Source organism: Micromonospora sp. CNZ286, assembly GCF_014207755.1.
The window spans coordinates 6,732,518-6,751,611 of the sequence record NZ_JACHIZ010000001.1 but is presented as its reverse complement, the minus strand read 5'-3'; the positions used below and the strand labels follow the sequence as shown (position 1 = coordinate 6,751,611).

The window sequence follows — 19,094 nt, the reverse complement described above, 5'->3', positions numbered from 1 at the left end:
ACGCGGCGGCGGCCGGACCGCTCGGGTCCGGCCGCCGCCGTCAGGTGGTACGCGTCAGTTCTGCCGTGTCGGTGGTGTGCTCGGCAGCAGCCCACCGCCGCCACCGCCACCACCGGGGCGTCCGCCGCCTCCGGGGAGCCCACCCCCGCCGGGGTTGTTGCCACCCTGGTCGCCGCCGCCGGGGTTGCCGCCACCGGGCGTGCCGCCGGGGCAGAACAGACCCAGCGGGTCGCAGTTCGGGCCGCCCGGCTGGCCGGGCTCGTTCGTCGGCGGCGGCACCTCGCCGTTGCCGGCCTCGTCGTCGCCGACGTTCGCGGCGGGCGGGAACTCTTCCTTGTCCTTGCCCTTGAGAGCGTCGTTCATGAAGCGCTGGAAGATGTCACCCGGCATCCGGGCGCCGCTGATGTCCCGGCCGTCCTTGTACTTGATCGCCTTGCGGTCCTTGACGTTTCCGACCCAGACGGCGGTGGCGAGCTGCGGCGTGTAGCCGATCATCCAGGCATCGCCGTTGCGGGTGGTCTTGTCACCGAGTTCCCAGGTGCCGGTCTTCTCGGCGACCTGCCGGCCCTCCTCGAGCTTCTTGTTGATCTGGCCCGGGTACTGCTTCAGCACGGACGTCACGTCGGCGACGATGTCCTTGTCGATCCGCTGCTGCCCCTTGAGCTTCTCCCCGCCGACCGTGTCCCACTTGCCGGTGTCCGGGTTCTGCTTCTGCACCAGCTTCACGAAGTGCGCCTTGTGGTAGACGCCCTGGTTGGCGAACGTGGCGACGCCGTTGGCGTGGTCGAGCACCGTGATCGGGTACTGGCCGTAGCCGAGGACGTGGAAGAACGGCGACGGAGCCAGGTCCTTCGGGTCGGCCTTGGTCAGGTCGTGCGCCTTGGCCGGGTTGGTGTCGGTCTGCCACATGGTGGTGACGCCGGCCTGCTTGGCCATGTCGAGCACCTTGTCCGGGCCGATCTTCTCGGTGATGTAGTAGAACGGCACGTTCAGCGACTTCAGCGTCGACAGTTCGAGCGTGCAGGAGTCACCGCAGGAGACCTTGTCCGCGCCGGCGTTGCTGACCTTGAACTTGGTGCCCTTCGGCGTGAACGCCGATCCCTTCCACCGGGACTTGAGCGAGATGCCTTCCTTCAGGGCGGCGGCGAGCGTGTAGATCTTGAAGCTTGAGCCCGGCGAGTGACCGCCGCTGACCACGCCGTTGTCGACGTTCTTCCCGGCGTAGTCGGTGCCGGTGCCGTTGTCGCCGCCGTAGTAGGCGAGCACCCGCCCGGTCTTCGGGTCGATCGCCACCACGGCGGCCATCAGGTTCGGCGGCTGGCCGGCGAGTTCGGAGCCCTTCTTGGCCCGCTGGGCCGCGGCGAGCGCCGCCTCCTGCATCTTCCGGTTGATCGTGGTGGTGATCTTGTAACCACCCCGGCTCAGCGCCTTGGCGCAGAGCGGCTTCTTCTCGGTCGCCTCGGCCTCGTTGTCGGTGCAGAGGTTCATCTCGCGGATCTCCTGCGAGACGTAGTTGACGATGTTGCCGTACGGGGTGTCGATGCCGAAGCCGCCGCCGCTGTTCTTCGACGGCTTCGCGATGTTCTTCGGGTACTCGGTGGGGTGCTGCGGCGTGTTCGGCGCGTCCAGCCACTTCTCCGTGATCATGCCGTTGATCACGTAGTTCCACCGGTCCAGTGCGGCGGTCGGGTTGATCGCCGGGTCGTAGCCCTGGTGGGTCGCGCTCGGCTCCGGCTGTTTGATCAGTGCGGCAAGCACCGCGGCCTCGGCCACGGTCAGGCTCTTGACGTCCTTGCCGAAGTAGGTCCGCGCCGCCGCCTGGATGCCGTACGCGCCACGGCCGAAGTAGATGACGTTCAGGTAGTGCTGCATGATCACGCGCTTGTCGTACTTGTCGTTCAGCTTGGAGGCGAGGATCGCCTCCTTCACCTTGCGGCCGTACGTGTCCTGGTTCAGGTTCTCGAACGCGTTGCGCGCGTACTGCTGGGTGATGGTCGAGGCGCCCTGCTTGTCGCCGCCGGTGAGGTTGTTCCACGCGGCCCGGGCGATGCCCTTGTAGTCCACACCGGAGTGCTTGTAGAAGTTCCGGTCCTCCGCCGCGGCGACCGCGTGCTGGACGTGCTCCGGAATCTGGTCGATGGTGACCAGCTGGCGGTTCTGGTCGCCGATCCGGGCGATCGCCTGGCCGCTCGAGTCGTAGATGGTGGTGGACAGCGGCGGGATGGTGTCCTCCGGGAGCACCACCTTGGTGGAGTACCAGGTGAAGCTCACCACACCGATGCCGGCGAGCATGATGAACACGGCGAAGCCGGCGATCAGGATGTTGATCCGGCGGCGCTTCTTCGCGCGCGCCGGGTCCTCGCCGCGGCCACGCCGGCCGGGGCCGGCCGGACCGCCGGGACCACCGGGACCGCCGCCGGCGGCGCCGGGCACCCGGGCGCGGCCACCGACGGCCGCCGCGCCGACGCTCGCGCGTCCGCCCACGCTCGCACGCCCGCCGACGCCGGCCGCGCCGACGCTCGCCGCGCCCACCGAGGCGCGTCCGGCCGGAGCGGCCGGGGAGACGGGCACCGACGCCCGGCCGGCGCCCGCGCGTCCGGAGACGCCGGGTGCCGGCGAGACGGGCACCGAGGCCCGGCCGCCCGCGCCGGCCCGGCCGACCGAGGCCGAGCCTGCCGCCCCGCGCGGCGCCGGAGCGCCACCGACCGAGGCCCGGCCGCCCGCGCCGTACGGTGTCGCGGAGGCGCGCGCCGAGGCGCCGCCCTCAGCCGCGCCGGACCAACCGTTCCCGCCCCGGCTCCCTTCGGAACCGGGGTCGCCGTTCGGGCCCGGGATCTGGGCCCGCCCGCGCGAAGAACTGGGATCGCCGTAGTTCATTCCTCACACCCTGCCGGTCGCGGTGGGGCGCGGGGGCGCCGCCACCGGGTTGCCGTGAGCTGGAACACGGGACGTTACCCGCCGGCCGTGCCAGCGATCGCCCGTCAAATCCGATCTATTCGGACCAATTACGCGTAAAGGCTGTCGATCCTGCCGCCCGGGGAATGGGCCGGCAGCGATCGGGACAGCCGCGTTCACCGTTGCGCCTCTCGCCTTCGCCGAGGGGTGGAGCCGTTGGCCGCGACCGACTCGTCCGCGTCCTCCGCCTCGCCAGCGAGACCGTCCCGACCGAGCAGGAACTGCTCGACGAGATGGTTCCAGTCGCAGCCGGGGCAGACCTCCACCACGAACACCTGGAACTCACGCAGCGTCATGGCCAGGACGGGCAACTCGGCCCGGGTACGCGCCTGGCCGGCCGACTGCTTGAGTTCGTCACCGTAAATGTAGTGGACGTGGATCAGGTTCTCGCTGCGGCAGATCGGGCAGCGGTGGTCGGTCGGCTCGCCGTGGAAGCGAGCAGCGTTCTTCAGGTACGGCGAGGCGTCGCAGACGTCGTACGTGCCGATCCGCCCGGCGAGCAGTTCACGCAGCACAGCTCGCTTCTGAAGCGAGTAGTCGACGACCTGGCGCTGCGTACGCATGCGGCAAAGGGTACGCGCTCCCGCGAACCCAAGCGACCATGGTCACGATGCGTGATGATCGCGTCGCGTAAGCAGGGGTTTGCCCCACCCTCACCTCTCCGCTAACGTGCGATGTATCGGTTCGATACATCGCGGTGGTTAGCGCTCCGCGCAGGGGGAAAAGAGGGGATGGCCCGTGCTCGAGCTCGCCATCCTCGGCCTCCTGCAGGAGGCGTCGATGCACGGCTACGAGCTGCGCAAGGAGCTGACCGCCAAGCTCGGTGCCATCCGGGCGGCGATCAGCTACGGCTCGCTCTACCCGACCCTGCGTCGGCTGCAGGCGGCGGGATGGATCGCCGAAGCCGCCGAGACACCCGCGACCGCCGAGGAGGTTCCCGCGCTGACCAGCCGACGCGGTCGGGTGGTCTACACCATTACCGCGGAGGGCAAGGAACGCTTCGCCCAGCTCATAGCGCAGGCTGGACCCGAGACGTACGACGACACGGGCTTCGGCGTGCACTTCGCGTTCTTCGCCCGGACCGACCAGGCCACCCGGCTCCGGATCCTGGAAGGTCGTCGCCGCAAGATCGAGGAACGTCGCGAAGGTCTTCGTGACGTGCTCGGCCGGGCAGCCGAGCGCCTCGACGCGTACACCCTGGAACTGCAGCGCCACGGGCTCGACGCCTGTGAGCGCGAGGTCCGCTGGCTGGAGGAGCTCATCGCCAACGAGCGCTCCGGCCGGGCCCCCGCCGACCCGCGACCCGGGACGGCCGGTGGCCGAGGAGACAACGACAGCCCGCCCACGCCTGGAACGTCCAGGAAAGAGCGGCCGTGATGAAGAAGAAGGAGGCAGACGCTATGGGCTCCGTCCGCGTCGCCATCGTCGGTGTGGGTAACTGCGCCTCGTCCCTCGTACAGGGCGTGGAGTACTACCGGAACGCCGACCCGAACGACCGCGTCCCGGGTCTCATGCACGTCACCTTCGGCGACTACCACGTCTCGGACGTGAAGTTCGTCGCGGCGTTCGACGTGGACGCCAAGAAGGTGGGCATGGACCTCGCGGAGGCGATCGTCGCCAGCGAGAACAACACGATCAAGCTGTGCGACGTGCCGCCGACCGGCGTCACCGTGCAGCGCGGCCCGACCTTCGACGGTCTCGGCCAGTACTACCGCGAGATCGTCGAGGAGTCGGACGCCAAGCCGGTCGACGTGGCGCAGGCGCTGCGCGACGCGCAGGTCGACGTGGTCGTCTCCTACCTCCCGGTGGGCTCCGAGGAGGCCGACAAGTTCTACGCCCAGGCCGCGATCGACGCCGGCTGCGCGTTCGTGAACGCCCTGCCGGTCTTCATCGCCTCCGACCCGGAGTGGGCGAAGAAGTTCACCGACGCCGGCCTGCCGATCGTCGGCGACGACATCAAGAGCCAGGTCGGTGCCACCATCGTGCACCGCGCCCTGGCGAAGCTCTTCGAGGACCGCGGGGTCGAGCTGCTGCGCACGTACCAGCTCAACTTCGGCGGCAACATGGACTTCATGAACATGCTGGAGCGCAACCGCCTGGTCTCGAAGAAGATCTCGAAGACCCAGTCGGTGACCTCCCAGATCCCGCACGAGATGAGCAAGAGCGACGTGCACATCGGCCCGTCCGACCACGTGCCGTGGCTCGACGACCGCAAGTGGGCGTACATCCGCCTGGAGGGCCGCTCCTTCGGTGACACCCCGCTCAACGCGGAGCTGAAGCTCGAGGTGTGGGACTCGCCGAACTCGGCCGGTGTCATCATCGACGCCGTCCGCGCCGCGAAGATCGCGCTGGACCGGAAGATCGGTGGCCCGATCCTCTCCGCCTCCTCGTACTTCATGAAGTCCCCGCCGGAGCAGTACGCCGACCACGACGCGCACGCCGCCGTCGAGGCGTTCATCGCCGGCGAGATCGAGCGCTGACGCTCTGACACGCACAAGAAGGAAGGCCGGGTCCGCGCGGACCCGGCCTTCTTTCTTCGCGTACGTCAGGACCAGGCTCGCCGCAGGGCCACCGACGCCTCCAGCTCCAGCAGCGTCACCTTGCGCGGCAGCCCGCCACCGAAGCCGACCAGCTTGCCGCCTGCGCCGACGATCCGGTGACAGGGCACGATCACCGGCACCGGATTGCGGTTGCAGGCCACCCCGACCGCCCGGGCGCCTCCGGGGTCTCCGACCGCCTTCGCCACCTCGCCGTAGGTCTTCGTCTCCCCGTACGGGATGCGTGTCATCTCCCGCCACACGGCGCGCTCGAACTCGGAGCCCCGGGGTGCCGACACCGGCACGGTGAACTCGGTCAGCTCACCGGCGAAGTACGCCCGCAGCTCCGCCACCGCCAGCCGGGCCACCGCGTCGCCGGGTTCGCCGGCCGCCCCGTCCACCCGGCCGAAGTGCGCGCCGCGCACCGCGTCGTCGTCGGTGCCGACGGAGAACTCGCCGATCGGGGAGTCGAGCACGGTCCAGCGCATGCCACCCATTGTCGCGCCCACGCCGACATTCTCCCCGGCCGGTTCCCTGAGGGCGGGCTGGACGACCGCTGAGCGAAGTCGATGTTGCACGGCGTCGATACCGTGCAGGTCATGGCCACCGGGACGCTCATCTTCCTGATCATCGGCGGGATCGGTGTCGGCGTGCTGACCCTCGCCCTGCTCGGCTCGGGAGTGCTCCACCTCGGCCAGCCGGACGTCGACGGGCCGGTGTCGCTGGAGGCGGCCGCCGGGTTCACCGGGGCGTTCGGTTTCGGCGGCGCGATCGTCAACGAGCTGCTCGGGGGTCGTACCCCCGGAATGATCGCGGCGGCGGTGGCCGGCGGCGCGCTCGCCGCCGTGCCCACCGGCTGGCTGGCGGCGCGGCTGAGCCGCGCGGCCCGCAACATGCGCACGGACGCCACACCCACCCGCGACCACCTGGCCGGCGCGATCGGCCTGGTGGTGACGCCGATCCCCAGCGGCGGCTACGGCGAGGTGCGGGTACGCCTCGCCGGCCAGCCGGTGAAGCTCAACGCCCGCGCCGACGGGCCGATCGCGGTCGGCACCCGGATCTTCGTGGTCGAAGCACTGAGCGAGACCAGCGTGCACGTCGAGACCTACTGACACCACCACACAGACGGGAACGCCCATGCCCCTGCTCGTCGCCATCGGCGGCGCGGTCCTCCTCGCCGTCGTCCTCGTCCTCTTCGTGTTGTCCCGGATCAAGGTGGCCGGGCCGAACCAGGCGTTCATCGTCACCGGCCGCAAGGGCCGCACCACCCAGTCCGCCGACGGAGCCCGCTCCACCGACATGTCCGGCCAGAAGGTCGTGCTCGGCGCCTCGGTCTTCGTGCTGCCGGTGGTGCAGAAGCTCCAGTCGCTCGACCTGTCCAGCCGCCGGATCGACGTCAGCATCCGCGGCGCGGTGAGCAAGCAGGGCATCCGCACCGAGCTGCACGGCGTGGCGATCGTGAAGGTCGGCGGCACCGAGGACGCGATCCGCGCCGCCGCCCAGCGCTTCCTGAACCAGCAGGAGGAGATCGACAACTTCACCCGCGAGGTGCTCGCCGGCGCGCTGCGCTCGATCGTCGGGCGGCTCACCGTCGAGGAGATCATCCGGGACCGGGCGGCGTTCGCCAGCGCGGTCGCCGAGGAGGCCGAGCACTCGATGACCAACCAGGGCCTGGTGCTCGACACGTTCCAGCTCCAGGACATCTCGGCCGAGGGCTCCTACCTCCAGGACCTGGGCCGGCCGGAGGCGGCCCGGGTGCTCAAGGACGCGGCCATCGCCGAGGCGCGGGCCCGGCAGCAGGCCGAGCAGGAGCGGCTGCTCGCCGAGGAGGCGATCGCCGAGGCGAACCGGAACCTGGCGCTCAAGCAGGCCGGCATCCAGGCCGAGATCGACGCGGCGAAGGCGAAGTCGGCGGCGGCCGGGCCGCTCGCGCAGGCCGAGCGGGACCAGGCGATCCTCTCCGAGCAGCAGAAGGTGGCCGAGCGCAACGCCGAGCTGAAGCAGCGCCAGCTCGACACCGAGGTGCGCAAGCCGGCCGACGCGGCCCGGTACAAGGTCGAGCAGGAGGCCGAGGCGGCCCGCAACGCGGCGGTGCTCAACGCCGACGCGCAGCGGCAGGCCACCATCGCCGCCGCGCAGGCCTCCGCCGAGCAGGCCCGCCTCACCGGTGAGGGCGAGCGGGCCCGGCGGGCCGCGCTGGCCGAGGCTAACGCGATCGAGGGCGCCAAGGAGGGCGAGGCCGAGCAGCGCCGTCGTTCCGCGATCGCCGAGGCGGTCGAGCGGGAGGGCCAGGCCGAGGCCGCGGCCATCCTGGCCAAGGGGCAGGCCGAGGCCGACGCGATGGCCCGCAAGGCCGAGGCGTTCGCCGCGTACGGCGAGGCGGCCGTGCTGGACCTGCTGGTCAAGGTGCTGCCCGAGGTGGTCGGCGCGGCCAGCGCCCCGATCGGCGCGATCGACAAGATGACGGTGATCTCCACCGACGGCGCGTCTTCGCTGACCAAGTCCGTGGCCGGCAACGTCGCACAGGGCCTCCAGCTCGGCAGCGACCTGACCGGCATCGACCTGGCCGGGCTGCTGGCGCGGCTGGGCAGCAGCGCCCAGCACAACGGCAAGACCACAGTGGACGGCACCACGGTCACCCCGTGACGACGGACGCCCGCCGGTTCCCCTCGGGAGCCGGCGGGCGTCGTGCGGTGGTACGGGTCAGAGCACGGCGACGACGAACTTCTCGCCCGCGCCCAGGCCGAGGGTCGGGCTGTTCCAGTCGATGGTCCGGCTCGCGATGAGCTGGCTGGTGCCGGCGCTGCCGGCGGTGACCGCCTTCTCGTTGATGTTCGCGTACAGGTAGACCGAGCCGTCGGCGTTGTAGTCGAGGAACGACATCCCCTCCCACGCGCCGATCGAGGCGCCCCGCGCGATCAGCGGCTTCGCCCCGGCGCTCTCCGCCGTCACGAACTTGCCGTTGATCTGGGCCTTCAGACCGAAGGTGCCGTAGCCGTCACCCACGTTCACCAGCTCGTACTTCTCCCAGGCGCCGACGGTCGCCGAGCGGGCGATCAGCGGCTTCGCCCCGGCGTTCTCCGCCGTCACGAACTTGCCACTGGCCACCGACTTGATGCTCACGAGGGGTGCCGGGGCGTCGAAGTCGAACTTCTCGGCGGTGCCGATCGCGGTCTTGCTCGCGATCAGCGGGGAGGTGGCGCTCGGCGCGGTGACGTACTTGCCGTTGATCGCCGCCTTCAGGCTGATCGTGCCGTCGGTGTTGTCGACGATCTGGAACTTCTCCCACGCGCCGATGGTGGCCGAGCGGGCGATCAGCGGCTTCGCCCCGGCGCTCTCCGCCGTGACGAACTTGTTCGTGACCCGCGCCCGCAGGCCGAACAGGCCTCCGCCGGCGTCGACCACGTCGTACTTCTCCCAGGCGCCGATCGAGGTGCCCCGGGCGATCAGCGGCTTCGTCCCCGCGCTCTCCGCGGTGACGTAGCGGCCGTTGACCCGGGCCTTGAGCCCGTACGAGCCGCGGGCCGTCACGGCCGAGCCGATGTGCAGCAGCCGGTCGGTGGAGCCCATGATGTCGTGCACCGCGCCGCCGATGCCGGTGGTCACGACCGAGTCGCGCACCTGCTGCGGCGACCAGCCCGGGTGCTCCTCCAGCAGCAGCGCGGCGGCGCCCGCCACGTGCGGGGACGCCATCGAGGTGCCGTTCATCGACTCCGAGCCGGCGCTGGTGCCGGCCTTGGCCGAGACGATGCCGGTGCCGGGGGCGAACAGGTCCAGGCAGCGCCCGTAGTTGGAGAACCAGGCGCGCATGTCGACCCGGTCGGTGGCCCCGACGGTGATGGCGGCGGGCACGCTCGCCGGCGAGGAGCCGCAGGCGTCCTGCATGCTGTTGCCGGCCGCTACCGCGTAGGTGATGCCGGAGGCGATCGAGCGGGCGACCGCGTCGTTGACGGCCTGGTCGACGCGGTCGACGCCGAGGCTCATGTTCGCCACGGACGGCCCGGTGGCGTTCGTGGTGACCCACTCGATGCCGGCGATCACCTGCTCGGTGTCGCCCTGGCCGGAGCAGTCGAGGACCCGGACGGCGACCAGGTCGACGGCCTTCGCGACGCCGTACGTCGTACCGCCGATCGTGCCCGCCACGTGCGTGCCGTGCCCGTCGCAGTCCTGCGCGACGTCGTCCTGCTCGACCGCGTCGTAGCCGTTGCGGGCGCGCCCGCCGAAGTCCTGGTGGTCGATGTCGATGCCGGTGTCGATCACGTACGCGGTCACGCCGGCGCCGGTCGACGGGTAGGTGTACCTGCCGTCGGTCCGGGTCTTGAGCTGGTCGATGCGGTCCAGGCCCCACGGCGGGGTGGTCTGGGTGCCCGCGGTGCTCCAGCGCTGGACCTGCTGGACGTACTCGACGTCCGGGTCGGCGGCGAGCCGCGCGGCCTGCCGGGCGTCCATGGTGGCCGAGTAGCCGTTCAGCGCCTTGCCGAAGACCCGGCGGACGGTGCCGCCGTGCTCGCCGGCCAGCGCGGACGCAGCGGACTTCACCTTGGCCGGGGTGGTCTTGCCCTTCTTGAGGACCACGATGTAGCGGCCGGGCACCGCCTCGGCCGTGCCGGCGCCACGGACCGACGGTCGCTTCGGGTCGGCGAGGGCCGGCCCGGCGACGGTGGCGCAGAGGATGGAGGTGGCGCTGGTGAGGGCGAGCCCCACGAGGGCGGAGCGGCGCAAGCCGCCACGACGTGTCACGAATTGTCTCCCCGTGTCCAGCGACCGTCCGGATCGGACGGGCGGATGAATCAGAACAGCCGCATCTGTCGATTCGGCGGCTGCCGATGACTCATCATGCGGGAGACATCGACCGGAGCGGGTCAACCGTTCGGTCGACACGCCGGCGTATCGTCGTCAGATCCGCGGCGCCGGCCTCAGCCGGTGATGCCCTCGTCGCGCGCCCAGCGCAGCAGCTCCGCCTCGGCCTCGTCGCGGTCCAGCGGCCCGCGTTCCAGCCGCAGCTCCTTGAGGTACTGCCAGGCGCGACCGACCACCGGCCCCGGCGGTACGCCGAGCAGCTCCATGATCGCGTTGCCGTCCAGGTCGGGCCGGACCCGGGCCAGGTCCTCCTCGGCGGCGATCCGGGCGATCCGCTCCTCCAGCGCGTCGTAGTCGGCCGCGAGCTGGGCGGCCTTGCGCCGGTTGCGGGTGGTGCAGTCGGAGCGGGTCAGCTTGTGCAGCCGGGACAGCAGGTCACCGGCGTCGGTGACGTACCGGCGGACCGCCGAGTCGGTCCACTCGCCCCGGCCGTACCCGTAGAAGCGCAGGTGCAGCCCGACCAGCTTGACCACCTGGGAGGTGATCTCCTTGGAGTAGCGCAGCGCCTTCATCCGGTTCTTGGTCAGCCGGGCGCCGACCACCTCGTGGTGGTGGAAGCTGACCCGGCCGTCCGCGCCGACCGCCTTGGTGGCGGGCTTGCCGATGTCGTGCATGAGCGCGGCCATCCGCAGCACGAAGTCGCAACCGTCGGACTCCATCGACATGGCGTTGCTGACCACCGTGAGCGTGTGCTCGTAGACGTCCTTGTGCTGGGCGTGCTCGTCGATGGTGAGCTTCAGCCCGGTCAGTTCGGGCAGGAAGCGCTCGGCCAGCCCGGTGTCGACGAGCAGGCGCAGCCCGGTGATCGGGTCGGCGCCGCAGAGGAGCTTGGTGAACTCGTCCCGGATTCGCTCGGCGGTGATCCGGTCCAGGTCCGCAGCCATCTCGGTCATCGCCGCGCGGACGTCCGGGTGGACGGCGAAGCGGAGCTGCGCGGCGAACCGGGCCGCGCGCAGCATCCGCAGCGGGTCGTCGCGGAACGACTCCTGCGGCGTTCCCGGGGTACGAATGATCTTGGCGGCCAGATCGGCCAGTCCGCCGTACGGGTCGGTGAACCGGTGGTCCGGAAGACTGACCGCCATCGCGTTCACCGTGAAGTCGCGGCGCTTGAGGTCTTCGGTCAGGCTGGTGCCGTACTGCACCACCGGGTTGCGGCTGACCTGGTCGTAGACCTCCGCGCGGAACGTGGTGATCTCCAGGTTGAGGCCGTCGCGCTGGCAGGCGATGGTGCCGAACTCGCGTCCGGTCTCCCAGATCGACTCGGCCCAGCCGCGGATGACCTTGATGGTCTCGTCCGGGTGGGCGTCGGTGCAGAAGTCGAGGTCGTTGCCGAGCCGCCCGAGCAGCGCGTCGCGGACGGATCCGCCCACCAGGTGCAGTTCGTGACCGGCCTGGGCGAAGCGCCGGCCCAGCTCGTCGGCGACCGGTGAGACTCGGAGCAGTTCGGCGACGGCGTTGCGCTGCGCGGCGGTCAGTTCGCGGCGGTCGGCGGCGTGGGAGGCGGAGGCTTCGGACATGGGATCGCCAGCCTATCGGGCCGGAGGTGGATCGACCGCGCCGGGCGCGGGTAACGGGTCCGGGTTGACTAAGGTTCCGGTTGGGCGGGGCCGGCCGGGCCCGATCGCCACGTACCCCCTGGAGGCTGGCAGATGAGCGGCGGGCTCTACCGCAGCGCGAACGCGCACGGCGGCGGCCTGCCGCCGGACGACGGCGCCACCTTCATCTCGGCCGAGCCACTGAACCAGCCCGGCGTCGAGGCCGTCGCACCGCCGCAGGAGGTGGTCGCCGAGACCAGCGCCGCGGCGAACAGCGCGGTGATGGCGATCGGCAGCCTGGTGAGCCGGGGTACGGGGTTCATCCGCAACCTGATGATCGGCGCCGCGCTCGGCACGATGGTCGGCGACGCGTTCACCACCGCCCAGTTCCTGCCCAACCAGGTGTACGAGTTCCTGCTCGGCGGCGTGCTGACGAGCGTCCTGGTGCCGGTGCTGGTGCGCCGCCGCAAGATCGACGCGGACCGGGGCGAGGCGTACGCGCAGCGCCTGCTGACGCTCGCGGTACTGGCGCTCGCCGCGACCGCGCTGATCGCGGTGCTGCTGGCCCCGGTGCTGACCGCCGTGTATGCGGCCGGCGGCGACGATCCGGCGTACACCAAGCTCGTCACCCGGCTGTCGTACCTGATGCTGCCGATGCTGTTCTTCACCGGCATCAGCGCGCTGATCGCCGCGGTGCTGAACACCAGGGGGCACTTCGCCGCCCCGATGTGGGCGCCGATCCTCAACAACCTCGTCTCGATCGGCACGTTCGGCCTGTACATCGTCGTCTTCGGCGCGACCGGCCTCCGGCCCGAGGAGGTGGGCTGGGACCGGATCCTGCTGGTCGGCGGCGGCACGCTGCTGGGCGTGGCGGTGCAGGCGGTCGGCCTGCTGCCCGCGCTGCGCAAGGTCGGCTTCCGGTGGAAGGCGCGGTTCGACTTCCGCGAGCTGGGGCTGCGCGAGCTGGCCCGGCTCGGCGCCTGGATGTTCTGCTACGTCGCGGTCAACCAGCTCGGCCTCTTCGTGGTGGTCAACCTGCTCAACCGGGCCACCGGCGGGGACGGCGAGAACGCCGGCCTGCTGATCTACAACAACGTCTTCCTGCTGCTGATGATGGCGCACGGCATCATCGCGGTCTCGATCATCACGGCGCTGATGCCCCGGATGAGCGCGGCGGCGTCCGAGAACCGGTTCCACGACGTCACCGCCGACCTGTCCCGCGGCACCCGGATGGTCACCGCGGTGCTCGCGCCCATCGCGGTCTGCTACGCGGTGCTGGCCGCCCCGATCTCGGTGGTGGTGTTCCGGTACGGCGCGTTCACCGGCGACAACGCGGTGGCCACCTCGACGGTGCTGCTCGTGGCGGCGCTGGGCCTGGTGCCGTTCGCGGTGAGCCAGCTCTTCACCTTCGCGTTCTACGCGCTGCCGGACACCCGTACCCCGGCTCTGATCAACATCCCGGTGGTGGCGCTGCGCGTCCTGCTCCAGGTGGGCCTGTTCCTGCTCTTCTCGAACACGTTCGCGGCCGCCGGGATGATGCTCGGCAACGCCGTGTCGTACCTGGCGGCGGCGATCATCTCGGCGATGCTGCTGCGGCCCCGGGTGGGCCGGATCGGACTGGGCGGGATCATGCGGACGCTCGGCCGGGTGGTCGTGGCGGCGCTCGGCGCCGCGCTCGTCGGCGTACTCGTGGTGGCCGTGCTCCCCGGCGACCCGGCGAGCCTGAGCTGGCTCGCCGCGGCGGTCCAGTTGGTGATCGGCGGCGCGGCGATCGGCGCGACCTATCTCGGGCTCGCCATGGTGCTGCGGATCGGCGAGATCACCGAGGTGGTCGGGATGGTCCGGCGGCGCCTCGGGCGTTGACCCCCTCGGTGACCGACGGTGAACGAGGATCACCAGGCTGGGGATACGGCTGTGGATAACTTGGAATTCCGCCGTCCAATGGGCCTCTCGGCCTGTGGACAACCAACCGTACGGACGAGGGAGCGCAGGCCGGGGCGGGGAAAACCTCCCCGTCTCCGCACCGGTACGCCCCTGTGCCGCCTCGTTGCCGCCAACCTTTAGATTGACGGTGCGTGTCCGGCTCGCCCGCCGGGTGGGCGGGCGACCCGGCCGGGGCCCGTGGCGACTGGCCTTCCGGCCGGTCACAGCGGGAAGATGACATGTCGGAGAACCGGGCATCCCGGGTAAGGTCGCTCTCGACGGGTACGACCGGGATCGGCGCGGGTGTCGAGACCGCCGGCCGTTCCACCGAAGGCAGAGCGGGAAGCCACATGCCCAGCAGCACGGGTCCATCGATCGACGCGATCACCGAGGGAGGACGGGTGACCCAGGTCGGCGAGGGTCAGGAAGCGGAGGAGACCTCTCCTGCGGTCGTGACCTTCGGTGCTCCCACTGTCGGTGAGCTGCTCGCGGAGCGGTACGAACTGGTCGAGCACATCAACAACGACAGCGCGGGCCGGCTGGTCTGGCGCGGTGTCGACGTGGTGCTCCGCCGTCCCGTCGCCGTGGTCCTCCGCTACCCGGGTGGCGACTCCGCCACCGAGATGCTTCAGGCCGCGGTCGCCGCGAGCCGCGTCATCCACCCCAACCTGGTCGGCGTCTACGACGCGATCGACGAGGACGACCGGGCCTACGTGGTCCGCGAGTGGGTCGACGGGCAGTCGCTGCGCGAGCTGGTCGCCGCCGACGGGCCGCTGGACCCGGCCCGGGCCACCGCGATCGGCAACGCCGTCGCGAGCGCCCTCGCCGCCGTGCACGCCACCGGCATGGTGCACGGCAACCTCCACCCCGGCACCGTCATGATCAGCGACGACGGCCGCGTGGTGCTCGCCGACGCGCGTACCGACGGCGCGGACAGCCAGGAGAACGACCTGCGCGCGGTCGGCGGGGTGCTCTACTTCGCCCTGACCGGGCACTGGCCGCACGGCGAGGCCCCGCTGCACGGCGCCACCGCCGGGCACGGCCGCGCCGCCCTGCCGGACGCCGTCCGGGACGCCGGCGGCGCCATCGCCGCGCCACGGCAGATGCGCGCCGGTGTGCCGGCCTACCTCGACGACCTCACCATGGACCTGCTCGACGCGGAGATCCCTCCGCCGTCGTCGGACGTGCTGGCCGCCGAGCTGAGCCGGCTCGACATCCCCGCCGACGAGCAGTTCCTGGAGCAGGCCGGTCCGCTGCGTTTCACCGCCGAGCCCGGCGAGGAACCCTCACCGCTGGCTGCGGCCGGCGGTCGCAAGGTCGCCATCGGCATCGCCGGTCTGCTGGCGGTCGCCCTGGTCGGGCTGCTCATCGGCATCAACGCGCTCGGTGGTGGCGACGACGGCGACAAGGAGCCGGTCGCCCAGCCGTCGAACAGCGCGCCGGCCACCGGGGGCGGCGCCGAGCCCGCCGCGCAGGTCCGCAAGCTCACCATCCAGGACGTACGGATCATCGACCCGGACGGCGACCGCGCCGAGGTGCGCAACGCCGAGAAGGTGATCGACGGGAACGACGACGAGGGCTGGGAGACCAACAGCTACCGCAACAACGGCAAGTTCGGCGGTCTCAAGAAGGGCATGGGTGTCTGGATCGACCTGGGCGCCCCGCATACGGTCAAGCAGTTGGAGGCGACGCTCTCGGCCACCGGTGCCACCGTGGAGCTGCGTACCGGCGCCCGCGGCGACTTCCCGTCCAGTTCCTCCGGCGACAAGCAGCTCGTCAACGCCTACTCGACGCTGATCGGGCCGGCGAACGAGGACGGCGGCACCAAGATGATCTTCAACGCCTTCGAGCCGGACCAGAAGTACCAGTACCTGCTGTTCTGGATCACCAAGCTGCCGGCGAAGGACAGCGGCAACAGCTGGAAGCTCGGCGTCCAGGAGATCGTGGTCCAGGGCTCGTGACCCGGCCGCCGTCCCCGCCGCGCCACCTCCGCCGGATGTGGTGATGGCGGAACGCGACGGCGCGCAGCCCGGCCGCTCCGACCTGGAGCTGCTCCGGGCACACGCGGCAGGCGACCGGGACGCCTTCACCGAGCTGTTCCGACGGCACCGGGACCGCCTCTGGGCGGTCGCGCTGCGGACGATCGGCGACCGCGAGGAAGCCGCCGACGCCCTCCAGGACGCCATGCTGTCGGCGCATCGAGCGGCAGCCCGGTTCCGGGGCGACTCGGCGGTCACCACCTGGCTGCACCGCATCGTGGTGAACGCCTGCCTGGACCGGATCCGGCGGCGGCAGACCCACGCCACCGTCCCGCTGCCCGACGGCGTGCACACCGACGGCGAACCGGGCCGGCACACCGGCGGTCCGGAACCGGCCGCGCCGTCCCACGACCACGACACCGCGCTCGTGGTCCGGCAGGCGCTCGCGGCACTGCCCGCCGAACAGCGGGCCGCGCTGGTCCTGGTCGACGTGCAGGGCTACCCGGTGGCCGAGGTCGCCGCCATGCTCGGGGTCGCCGAGGGCACGGTCAAGAGCCGGTGCGCCCGCGGCCGGGCCCGCCTCGCCGTGCTGCTCGGGCACCTGCGTACCGGCGCCGACGCACCGGCCGCCTACGTGCCGCGGCTCACCTCCGGGAACCGCAGACGCCCCGAGGGCGTCGGATCCTCGTCGGGAGCGTCCCGTCAGGCCGTCAGCCAGGAGGAGCCGTGACTTCCCGGGAGTTCAGCGAGGTCGACCACGACCTGCTCGCCGACTACCTCGGCGGGGCGCTGGACGGCACCCCCGAGCAGGCGACAGTGGCACGGCTGGTCGAGCAGGACCCGACGTGGCGTGCCGCGTACGAGAATCTCGCCGACGCGATCGACCTGGTCGGCGCCGACCTGGCCGGCTGGGCCGCGGCCCCCGCGCCGGAGATGCCGCAGGCGGTGGCCGACCGGATCACCGCGGCGCTCGCCGGCGCCGGCCCCGCGCTGCGCGACGGTACGCCGCTCGTGCCGGCGCAGTCCGGCGGCGCGAGCCGGCCACCCGGCACGGCACCCCGTCCCGACCGGCACAGCGGCCCCGGTCGTCGTCCCCGGCGCTGGGCCCGCATCGCCGGGCCGGTGGCGCTGGCCGCGGCCTCGGTCGCCGCGGTGGGGCTCGGTGTCGGCCGGATGGCCGACCCGGGCGACAGCGGTACGGCCGACCAGGCGGCCCGGGAGGCGGCGCCGATGGTCGGCGCGCCGTACCGGACCACCGGACCGGCAGTGCGCAGCGGCACCGACTGGACGCCGGAACGCCTCGCCGGCGCCCGGGCGCCCGCCGGAGCGAAGTCGATCCCCGGAGACATGGCCGGTCCGTCCGGCGCGGCGAAGGACGGCGCGGAGACGCCCCTGTCCATGGACAGTCAGCGCCTCAGCGGCCTCGGCGGGCTGGACCGCCTGACCCGCCCGGAGAACCTCGCCGCGTGCCTCACCGCGATCGGGGTCGAGCACGGCGCCGGGCCGCTCACCGTGAACATGGTCGACTACGCCCGGTTCCAGGGCGCACCGGCGCTCGTGGTGACGTTCGCGGACGCGGGCGGCGCCCGCTGGGGCTGGGTGAGCGGGCCGGAGTGCGGAGTACCCGGGTCCGGCGCGGACACGCGGTTCCGGACGCGGGTAGGGTGAAAACGCGGTCACGACGCTTGTCCCGCCACGTGACCTGACCCACCGGATGACCGGCTCGGGAATCCCCGCTTCGTACGATGACGTTCTGCAAGTCAGGCGCCGGCGCCCCTGAGCCGTCGGCACTCGGGATCGACATCGGTGCGACCGGTGACGAACACACACATCGGGAGACGGCAGTGGACGAGGTCCGCAACCTGATCATCATCGGCTCCGGTCCGGCCGGCTACACGGCGGCGGTCTACGCCGCCCGCGCCAACCTGAAGCCCCTGGTGATCGAGGGCGTGCAGTCGGGTGGCGCGCTGATGACCACCACCGAGGTGGAGAACTTCCCCGGCTTCGCGGACGGCATCCTCGGCCCCGAGCTGATGGACAACATGCGCAAGCAGGCCGAGCGCTTCGGCGCCGAGTTCCTCACCGACGACGTGACGCGGGTCGAGCTGAAGGACACCGGCGAGATCGGCTCCGACGCGGTGAGCACCGTGTGGGTGGGCGAGACCGCGTACCGCGCGCACGCCGTCATCCTCTCCACCGGTTCGGCCTGGCGTCCGCTGGGTGTGCCGGGTGAGCAGGAATACCTCGGCCACGGTGTGTCGTCCTGCGCCACCTGTGACGGCTTCTTCTTCCGCAACCAGCACATCGTGGTGGTCGGCGGCGGCGACTCGGCGATGGAGGAGGCCAGCTTCCTCACCCGCTTCGCCGAGTCGGTGACGATCATCCACCGCCGCGACTCGTTCCGCGCCAGCAAGATCATGGCGGACCGGGCGCTGGGCAACGAGAAGATCAAGGTCGAGTGGAACTCCGTGGTCGAGGAGATCCTCGGCGACGACGGCAAGGTCAACGGCGTACGGGTGCGCAACGTGCACACCGGCGAGAGCAAGGTGCTCGACGTCACGGGCGTGTTCGTGGCGATCGGGCACGACCCGCGCAGCGAGCTGTTCCGCGGTCAGGTCGAGCTGGACGACGAGGGGTACGTGAAGGTGCAGGCCCCCAGCACCCGTACCAGCGTGCCCGGTGTGTTCGCGGCGGGCGACGTCGTCGACCACACCTACCGGCAGGCCATCACGGCGGCCGGCACCGGCTGCGCCGCCGCGCTGGACGCCGAGCGGTTCATCGCCACCATCCAGGGCTGAGAGTTCCACGAGCAAGGTTCGGAGGAGGAGAGTTCATAGTGGGAGCAACCAAGGCGGTCACGGACGCCAGCTTCGTCAGTGACGTGCTGCAGTCCGACAAGCCGGTTCTGGTCGACTTCTGGGCGGAGTGGTGCGGCCCCTGCCGCAAGGTCTCGCCGCTGCTGGAGGAGATCGCGGGCGAGATGAAGGACCAGGTCACCATCGTCAAGCTCAACATCGACGAGAACCCGGAGACGGCCCGCGCCTACCGGGTGATGTCGGTGCCGACGCTGACCATCTTCAAGAACGGCCAGCCCGTGCAGTCGATCGCCGGCGCCAAGCCGAAGGGCGAGCTGGTCAAGCTCATCGAGTCGGCGCTCTGAGCCGTACCGGCACCGCCGCAACCCCCGTCACCACGCCCGGTGGCGGGGGTTGCGGCTTTCCTGACCTGCATGAACACGAACCCGCCGGGTATCGCCCACGGTACGCTCCGTAAGCATCCGTCGGAGTTCCGGTCCGCCAACGTCC

The 19,094-nt window shown here is 71.3% G+C and carries 15 protein-coding genes; 10 read left to right on the top strand and 5 right to left on the bottom strand.

The window, feature by feature from the left end:
* Positions 1-54: 54 nt before the first annotated feature.
* Both FHX31_RS30420 and FHX31_RS30415 read right to left on the bottom strand, forming a co-directional pair.
* The gene (locus tag FHX31_RS30420) at positions 55-2,877 is read right to left on the bottom strand and encodes a transglycosylase domain-containing protein (RefSeq protein ID WP_013289361.1); all 2,823 of its coding nucleotides are present in this window, start codon (positions 2,875-2,877) and stop codon (positions 55-57) included.
* A gap of 194 nt (positions 2,878-3,071) precedes the next feature.
* Positions 3,072-3,518: a DUF5318 domain-containing protein gene (locus FHX31_RS30415; protein ID WP_013289362.1), complete on the bottom strand. Its 447-nt coding sequence runs from the start codon at positions 3,516-3,518 to the stop codon at positions 3,072-3,074.
* Positions 3,519-3,693: 175 nt separating this feature from the next.
* Between FHX31_RS30415 and FHX31_RS30410 the strand changes: the two genes are divergently transcribed.
* Positions 3,694-4,332: a PadR family transcriptional regulator gene (locus FHX31_RS30410; protein ID WP_013289363.1), complete on the top strand. Its 639-nt coding sequence runs from the start codon at positions 3,694-3,696 to the stop codon at positions 4,330-4,332.
* A 23-nt stretch (positions 4,333-4,355) separates the two neighbouring features.
* Positions 4,356-5,435, top strand: coding sequence for an inositol-3-phosphate synthase (locus tag FHX31_RS30405; protein ID WP_013289364.1), 1,080 nt, complete (start codon positions 4,356-4,358; stop codon positions 5,433-5,435).
* 65 nt (positions 5,436-5,500) lie between these two features.
* Here FHX31_RS30405 and FHX31_RS30400 read toward each other — a convergent pair whose 3' ends face one another.
* Complete coding sequence (locus FHX31_RS30400) at positions 5,501-5,980, bottom strand: methylated-DNA--[protein]-cysteine S-methyltransferase (protein ID WP_091330524.1); 480 nt, start codon at positions 5,978-5,980, stop codon at positions 5,501-5,503.
* An 81-nt stretch (positions 5,981-6,061) separates the two neighbouring features.
* On the opposite strand from FHX31_RS30400, the gene FHX31_RS30395 reads away from it, so the two are divergent.
* Positions 6,062-6,604 (top strand): NfeD family protein, encoded by a 543-nt coding sequence (locus tag FHX31_RS30395; RefSeq protein WP_013289366.1) that lies wholly within the window; start codon positions 6,062-6,064, stop codon positions 6,602-6,604.
* Between the two features lie 25 nt (positions 6,605-6,629).
* Complete coding sequence (locus tag FHX31_RS30390; protein WP_013289367.1) at positions 6,630-8,138, top strand: flotillin family protein; 1,509 nt, start codon at positions 6,630-6,632, stop codon at positions 8,136-8,138.
* A gap of 57 nt (positions 8,139-8,195) precedes the next feature.
* Here FHX31_RS30390 and FHX31_RS30385 read toward each other — a convergent pair whose 3' ends face one another.
* On the bottom strand, positions 8,196-10,232 hold the full coding sequence (locus FHX31_RS30385; protein ID WP_114919171.1) for a S8 family serine peptidase: 2,037 nt from the start codon (positions 10,230-10,232) through the stop codon (positions 8,196-8,198).
* A 176-nt stretch (positions 10,233-10,408) separates the two neighbouring features.
* A complete protein-coding gene (locus FHX31_RS30380) occupies positions 10,409-11,869 on the bottom strand; it encodes a CCA tRNA nucleotidyltransferase (RefSeq protein ID WP_013289369.1) in 1,461 nt (486 codons plus the stop codon).
* Between the two features lie 132 nt (positions 11,870-12,001).
* Here FHX31_RS30380 and murJ point away from each other — a divergent pair, with 132 nt between their 5' ends.
* The 6 genes from murJ to trxA all read left to right on the top strand — a co-directional run bounded on the left by murJ (position 12,002) and on the right by trxA (position 18,949).
* Entirely contained in the window at positions 12,002-13,750 is a 1,749-nt protein-coding gene (murJ, locus tag FHX31_RS30375; protein ID WP_013477524.1) for a murein biosynthesis integral membrane protein MurJ, read from the top strand.
* Positions 13,751-14,160: 410 nt separating this feature from the next.
* Positions 14,161-15,771 (top strand): protein kinase family protein, encoded by a 1,611-nt coding sequence (locus FHX31_RS30370; protein WP_030269537.1) that lies wholly within the window; start codon positions 14,161-14,163, stop codon positions 15,769-15,771.
* 43 nt (positions 15,772-15,814) lie between these two features.
* The gene (gene sigM, locus FHX31_RS30365; protein WP_184977610.1) at positions 15,815-16,519 is read left to right on the top strand and encodes an RNA polymerase sigma factor SigM; all 705 of its coding nucleotides are present in this window, start codon (positions 15,815-15,817) and stop codon (positions 16,517-16,519) included.
* Positions 16,516-17,457, top strand: a complete 942-nt coding sequence (locus FHX31_RS30360; protein ID WP_184977609.1) for a hypothetical protein — start codon at positions 16,516-16,518, stop codon at positions 17,455-17,457. Before sigM ends, FHX31_RS30360 begins: the two co-directional genes overlap by 4 nt.
* Positions 17,458-17,633: 176 nt before the next feature.
* Positions 17,634-18,587 carry a thioredoxin-disulfide reductase gene (gene trxB / locus FHX31_RS30355; RefSeq protein WP_114921163.1) on the top strand — a complete coding sequence of 318 codons (954 nt, stop codon included), beginning with the start codon at positions 17,634-17,636 and terminating at the stop codon, positions 18,585-18,587.
* Positions 18,588-18,625: 38 nt separating this feature from the next.
* Positions 18,626-18,949 (top strand): thioredoxin, encoded by a 324-nt coding sequence (gene trxA / locus FHX31_RS30350; protein ID WP_013289375.1) that lies wholly within the window; start codon positions 18,626-18,628, stop codon positions 18,947-18,949.
* Positions 18,950-19,094: the final 145 nt, after the last annotated feature.

Excerpts from the sequence above, each read along its gene's own strand:
- FHX31_RS30420 (WP_013289361.1), bottom strand. The coding sequence starts at position 2,877 with ATGAACTACGGCGATCCCAGTTCTTCGCGCGGGCGGGCCCAGATCCCG.
- FHX31_RS30415 (WP_013289362.1), bottom strand. The coding sequence starts at position 3,518 with ATGCGTACGCAGCGCCAGGTCGTCGACTACTCGCTTCAGAAGCGAGCT.
- FHX31_RS30405 (WP_013289364.1), top strand. The coding sequence starts at position 4,356 with ATGGGCTCCGTCCGCGTCGCCATCGTCGGTGTGGGTAACTGCGCCTCG.
- FHX31_RS30400 (WP_091330524.1), bottom strand. The coding sequence starts at position 5,980 with ATGCGCTGGACCGTGCTCGACTCCCCGATCGGCGAGTTCTCCGTCGGC.
- FHX31_RS30395 (WP_013289366.1), top strand. The coding sequence starts at position 6,062 with ATGTTGCACGGCGTCGATACCGTGCAGGTCATGGCCACCGGGACGCTC.
- FHX31_RS30390 (WP_013289367.1), top strand. The coding sequence starts at position 6,630 with ATGCCCCTGCTCGTCGCCATCGGCGGCGCGGTCCTCCTCGCCGTCGTC.
- FHX31_RS30380 (WP_013289369.1), bottom strand. The coding sequence starts at position 11,869 with ATGTCCGAAGCCTCCGCCTCCCACGCCGCCGACCGCCGCGAACTGACC.
- murJ (WP_013477524.1), top strand. The coding sequence starts at position 12,002 with ATGAGCGGCGGGCTCTACCGCAGCGCGAACGCGCACGGCGGCGGCCTG.
- FHX31_RS30370 (WP_030269537.1), top strand. The coding sequence starts at position 14,161 with ATGCCCAGCAGCACGGGTCCATCGATCGACGCGATCACCGAGGGAGGA.
- sigM (WP_184977610.1), top strand. The coding sequence starts at position 15,815 with ATGGCGGAACGCGACGGCGCGCAGCCCGGCCGCTCCGACCTGGAGCTG.